Consider the following 4,929-nt stretch of genomic DNA (forward strand, 5'->3'; position numbering starts at 1 on the left):
TAAGTTACTATACAACTATAGCAATGGGTTGTTAAAAGGAGGAGAACAATATGACAGTTATTAAATGGAAAGATAACGAAAATGTTGATGCTAAGTTAGATGAAAGTGGGGAGAACAGATATTTATTAACATGTACCTGGGAGCGAAATAAACCGAGTGTAACATTTATTATGCTCAACCCTTCAGTGAGGCTGGTGGAAGCAGCAGATAGAACGTTAAGAAGGTGTATTAATTTTTCCAAGAGTTGGGGATATGGTTCTATGCAAATAGTAAACTTATTTTCACAGGTAGCAACAGATCCTTCTGATTTACGTACTCCAACAGCCGAAGAGTTAAGAAAAAATGATAATCAAATTAAAAAGTAATAGTAGATACCGATTGTGTTGTCTTTGGCTGGGGTGAATTGAAGCGAAGTCAGGTAGATAGAGCAAATGAAGTTATTGGTCTCGTTCCCAATGAAAAACAATTTTGTATCAAGAAGACGAAGAATAGTAAATTCCCAAGACATCCTTTATTTCTGTCTGGAGATTTAAAGCCAACTTCATGGTTGTAGTTACTGTACACTTTATTTTTTTGGTGAATGAAATTTCTTGGAGGTGAAGACATGGGATGGTTGATTACAGTTGTGGTTGCCGTTATGTACTTTTATTTCAACGTAAACAAAAGTGATGAGGAAGATGACTATATTCCGCGATATTCGGGCTGGTGGGAGGACAAAGGTACTTTAAAAAATGAAATCTGGCAATATAATGAACCTGAATATGATACTAGATATGTTCAACTAATCGAGAATTAATATGAGATGGTTATCCATATAGGCAGACAATTAAACGAGAAAGCTTTTGATGTATTTGAATGCGTGAGCCAACAGGATGTTGATAATACTGTAACGATGCTTCTTGCGGGTTATCCTAAATCCATTGTTAAATTTGATTCTGAGCCAATTTATATTAACATAAAATACAATGGTTCTTATATTAATATTGTAACTGATGAAAAACAAGATGACGATGCTTTTGAAGTTATTAAGTGTATGGATGGGAAAGAGTGTAGAGATGTTATTAAGAAGGTAGAAAGGCACTACAAAAATTATACAACTGTTTTTAAATAAGAATTATATTTCTGGTTTTTTCAAAGAGAACCAGTGACTGTATTAGAAATGCAGTCACTGGTTCTCTTGAATTAAAATTGTGTGCTCTATTAACTTCTTATATTGCTCTGAGACTGTATTAGTTTATCGTTTGTTAGTCGAGGCAAATGCTTTCCAATAATATTTATTCGGGCAAAGCCTTCAAATGTAAAGAAATAAATATGAGCTTCGAAATCCCATTTTGTTTTCTGTACCTCAACAATTTCTACTCCTTCACAAGGGACTTCAACTGTCATGCCACGTTCATCTGAGACACGGATTCTTATTTCTTCTGCATCTCTTTTCTTTCTAACAGATACTTTTAAATGAGGACCTTTCATGACAATCCGGTCTTCCCAGGCTCCATAGTTTGTAATGATCGAGACACGCTTAGGTATGACCTTCTTACAGATGTGCAGGAATTTCATCATAGTGTTATCTAGTTCATAATCCATGTAACCACTCCTTTTCAATATTAATTGCATTACACCAATTATGCACTTTCAAAAGGAAGGACCATTGTGTTTTTGCACAATGGTCAATGGTGGTATGTATGATAAAATTTTTCTGTCTCGCTTTTCATTCGTTCTACAAGCTTTTGAGGATAAAGTACTTTCGCATCGCTTCCCCATGTAAGTAGCCACCTAACAAGACCATCTGCAAAAATAGCTTTTGTAAATAGTTTAAAACGTCCGTTATCCATCGGACGAATATCCGCTCCTGGTCCAAAACGATCGATGACTACATTGATCAGATGATTATCGAATTCTATTTCAATCGAGATTTCCTCACCTGAGTACATATGGAAAAGTTTCTTTAAATAAGCATTCATGTCAAAGGTGGTTTCTCTTACAAACCTATTATCTGTCATCGAAAGGCTTCTCATTCGATCAACACGGAAGTGTCGCTTCTCTTCTCGTTCGATCTCTTGAACTATTAAATAATAGAAGTCCTGACTCCATACAAGGCCATAAGGCTTCATTGTATAAGTGGCACCTTCTCTATTTAATTCAAAATTTTTTTCTGTTGTAAACTTACCATATTGAAACTCAATAATCTTTGAATGATGAATTGCCTCATGCAACACATGAACGGTGTCCCCAACATCTTTTAATGCTATACCTGGCTCATCCGCGATATACAGCTGATTGTCCATCTCTTCAGTTATATGATGTCCCGTAAACCGTTTAAGCTGATCAAGTAAACGGATCGTCTCTTTATGCGGGATGAACCTTGCTGCTACCACTGCATCCAAAAGCAATCTAAGTTCGTGCAGTTTCAAACCAATTCCATCATACCAGTATTTGTTTTCCAAACCATTCTGTTGTTGATAAATACAGATTCGTAACAAATCAGAACTAGACAAAGCTACCAAATCATTTCGTAGCGTTGCCTGATTAATATCTGACTCAATTGGAAAATGGTCAATAATTTCGTTTAAACTTATCATGTGCTCATCATCTGAATGTTTTTGCATAATCTCAATTAATGTTAAAAGCCTGTCACGTGAATTCAATTTGTTTGATGTCATTAACATCCTCCTCGGCTAGCTTTTCGGATATATTCTCGAGCCACTTTATGCATTTTTCTTTTATCATAGGATAAGGATGGTAGTAAAATGGGTGTTCAACATGCGGGAGACCATGGACTCCAATCTCGGTCAGGTAGGTAAGTGCATGACATGCTCTATTTTTTATCAATGGATTTATACCCCAGCCTGCAATTAATTTTGTCTCTTTGGATAATAGTGAATGGATGTTCTCCTTTCGATCAAGAGAAAAAATACTGTGAGTTTCATTCTGATGCGATTCAAAGTTGTCCAGGCTAGCTTTAAAGTCTTTTACGCTTCCAGCACGTAAGTCTGATAGATTTATAATATAGACCATATTCCATTGCATACGATCCATAAGCCGCATAATCTGATATTGTGTCGGATCTGTTTCTGCCTGTACTAAAGGGATCCTGTCTAATTGGTTATTAAAAGTTGGAAGTTGATAATCACTATCTGCTGGTCTACAAGATCCTGGATTTAACAAAACAAATAATGCATCTGCTTCAACGGTTGTAACTCCCTTACGACTAACCTTAGCTAAACCACGACATATATAACTTAACCCTGACAAATCTAATTGATAAAATGCGCCTTCAGTGTAAAATCTTTTTCTCAATTCAAGTGCTGGTGTAAAAGACATTTACATTTCCCCTTTCAAATAAAACAATAATCATGATTTAACCTTTTAATCTAATTATATTATATTTTCAGAAAGTTACAAGTTACCTAATGCATAATGCACTAACGATTTTAAGACATTATGTTGAAATCTGTGCCTGTCACCTAAAATTAGAATAGTTTCGGGTGACAGGCACCACTATGCAAAAATACTGCGAAGCGAAAACGTTCTGTGTCCACTACCAATTCCATCTATATTTGATTTTGGTAGCTGTATTTCGACAAAAAAGGTAATTGGTGCTGTCATGCTCGCAGCGTAAACCCCAACCATATTCCTGTTCCTGTCACAAAGGAACTCAGAGAAGGAGGTGTATCAGCATTTTGATCGACAATTACAATACGGAATCCTATATCGTCGAAATAGTAAAGGAATTAACAAAAAATTTAAAGAGGTGGAATCGAAACTCATAGACTACGAACGTAACCTGGGAAAACATACAAAAGAGAATTGATTCAAGGGAGAGAAAAGCTCGGTGCTGGGGTTATAACTCCTCAATCGAGCTGTTTTTTTTAGGTGCTAGGTGAGATTGGGATGAACTAGTTTTTTACCATAAATTGGATGAAAGGAGGGTTTTAGCGATTCCATGGTGAATAGTTATAGAAATGGAATGGATTGTGGGGTGGATGTATTGCGATTTTATTAAGTGTCATGCGTCAAAAAGTGTTTAATAGGACAGTCATGACAAAGTGGATGCCATTTTGTCTGTTTTAAAAATTACTAAAAAGAGGTGTGTTATGTGAATAGAACATTATCGGTATTTATGAGTTTAATGCTTATCCTGTCATTATTTTACCCTGCAGGGGCATTGGCAGAAGGAAACAAAAAAGGCCATAATAGTCAGGGTATAGGGAAAGATTACGATGATATTAAAGTTGCGGGAAAATGGCAGTATAACGACGAAAACAGAGAGTTTTCATGGGAATTGGATTGGAACGAGATTGTTTTTGCAAAACAATACAAAGTGTATAGGAAATTAAATGACGGGAATTTTAAGTTGATTGCTTCCATAAACAATAGGGACAAAGTAACTCGCTATATTGATAATGATTTTGAATTTGGAGAGTTGTATAGTTACAAGGTCAACTACATACACGGGAACAGGGAGATTGAATTATCCAATGTGGTTGAAATAGGAAATGAGTTGGATTCAGATCAAGATAACCTGGAGGATGTTCGAGAATTAATGGCTGGAACTGACCCTTATAGCCTGGATACTGATTCAGATGGCTTGACGGACGGTTTTGAGCTTTTGATTCTAGGGACAATTCCTCTCATAGCAGATACGGATGATGATGGAGTAAGGGACGCAGATGAAGATGGGGATAAAGATGGTTTAAAGAATAAAAAAGAGCAGGCAATCAATACTGATCCAACAAAATTGGATACGGATAGTGATGGATTGAATGATGGTGAAGAAAGTTCAATGAACACTAGTCCAGTAAAATATGACTCTGATAACGACAACTTAAGTGATGGTGAAGAAGGGCCGCTTGGATTTGATCCAACTAAAATTGATACCGATAATGATGGGATTAATGATGGTGATGAAACGGTTGCCTATAAAACAAC

General features: G+C 36.1%; 7 protein-coding genes and 1 pseudogene. 5 read left to right on the plus strand and 3 right to left on the minus strand.

Annotated features, from left to right (window positions below; genetic code table 11):
* Positions 1-50: 50 nt before the first annotated feature.
* The 4 genes from ACOI1D_RS21005 (at position 51) to ACOI1D_RS21020 (ending at position 1,111) form a co-directional block, all read left to right on the plus strand.
* Positions 51-365, plus strand: coding sequence for a DUF1643 domain-containing protein (locus ACOI1D_RS21005; RefSeq protein WP_422504090.1), 315 nt, complete (start codon positions 51-53; stop codon positions 363-365).
* Positions 365-553 (plus strand): DUF1643 domain-containing protein, encoded by a 189-nt coding sequence (locus tag ACOI1D_RS21010; protein WP_422504100.1) that lies wholly within the window; start codon positions 365-367, stop codon positions 551-553. Before ACOI1D_RS21005 ends, ACOI1D_RS21010 begins: the two co-directional genes overlap by 1 nt.
* A gap of 51 nt (positions 554-604) precedes the next feature.
* Positions 605-796 carry a hypothetical protein gene (locus ACOI1D_RS21015; protein ID WP_422504091.1) on the plus strand — a complete coding sequence of 64 codons (192 nt, stop codon included), beginning with the start codon at positions 605-607 and terminating at the stop codon, positions 794-796.
* Positions 797-859: 63 nt separating this feature from the next.
* The gene (locus tag ACOI1D_RS21020) at positions 860-1,111 is read left to right on the plus strand and encodes a hypothetical protein (RefSeq protein WP_422504093.1); all 252 of its coding nucleotides are present in this window, start codon (positions 860-862) and stop codon (positions 1,109-1,111) included.
* 89 nt (positions 1,112-1,200) lie between these two features.
* Here the strand turns inward: ACOI1D_RS21020 and ACOI1D_RS21025 are convergent, their stop codons facing one another.
* The 3 genes from ACOI1D_RS21025 to ACOI1D_RS21035 all read right to left on the minus strand — a co-directional run bounded on the left by ACOI1D_RS21025 (position 1,201) and on the right by ACOI1D_RS21035 (position 3,321).
* Entirely contained in the window at positions 1,201-1,584 is a 384-nt protein-coding gene (locus tag ACOI1D_RS21025; RefSeq protein WP_422504095.1) for a hypothetical protein, read from the minus strand.
* An 83-nt stretch (positions 1,585-1,667) separates the two neighbouring features.
* Positions 1,668-2,660, minus strand: coding sequence for a helix-turn-helix transcriptional regulator (locus ACOI1D_RS21030; RefSeq protein WP_422504096.1), 993 nt, complete (start codon positions 2,658-2,660; stop codon positions 1,668-1,670).
* Positions 2,632-3,321: a DUF1643 domain-containing protein gene (locus tag ACOI1D_RS21035; RefSeq protein ID WP_422504098.1), complete on the minus strand. Its 690-nt coding sequence runs from the start codon at positions 3,319-3,321 to the stop codon at positions 2,632-2,634. The genes ACOI1D_RS21030 and ACOI1D_RS21035 overlap by 29 nt, the downstream gene beginning before the upstream one ends.
* 775 nt (positions 3,322-4,096) lie before the next feature.
* On the opposite strand from ACOI1D_RS21035, the pseudogene ACOI1D_RS21040 reads away from it, so the two are divergent.
* Positions 4,097-4,929, plus strand: a pseudogene (locus tag ACOI1D_RS21040) (hypothetical protein); the annotation flags it as partial.

Origin of the sequence: Virgibacillus sp. DJP39, assembly GCF_049310925.1 — a bacterium.
Classification (GTDB): Bacteria; Bacillota; Bacilli; order Bacillales; family Amphibacillaceae; genus Virgibacillus_F.

Excerpts from the sequence above, each read along its gene's own strand:
- ACOI1D_RS21005 (WP_422504090.1), top strand. The coding sequence starts at position 51 with ATGACAGTTATTAAATGGAAAGATAACGAAAATGTTGATGCTAAGTTA.
- ACOI1D_RS21015 (WP_422504091.1), top strand. The coding sequence starts at position 605 with ATGGGATGGTTGATTACAGTTGTGGTTGCCGTTATGTACTTTTATTTC.
- ACOI1D_RS21025 (WP_422504095.1), bottom strand. The coding sequence starts at position 1,584 with ATGGATTATGAACTAGATAACACTATGATGAAATTCCTGCACATCTGT.
- ACOI1D_RS21030 (WP_422504096.1), bottom strand. The coding sequence starts at position 2,660 with ATGACATCAAACAAATTGAATTCACGTGACAGGCTTTTAACATTAATT.
- ACOI1D_RS21035 (WP_422504098.1), bottom strand. The coding sequence starts at position 3,321 with ATGTCTTTTACACCAGCACTTGAATTGAGAAAAAGATTTTACACTGAA.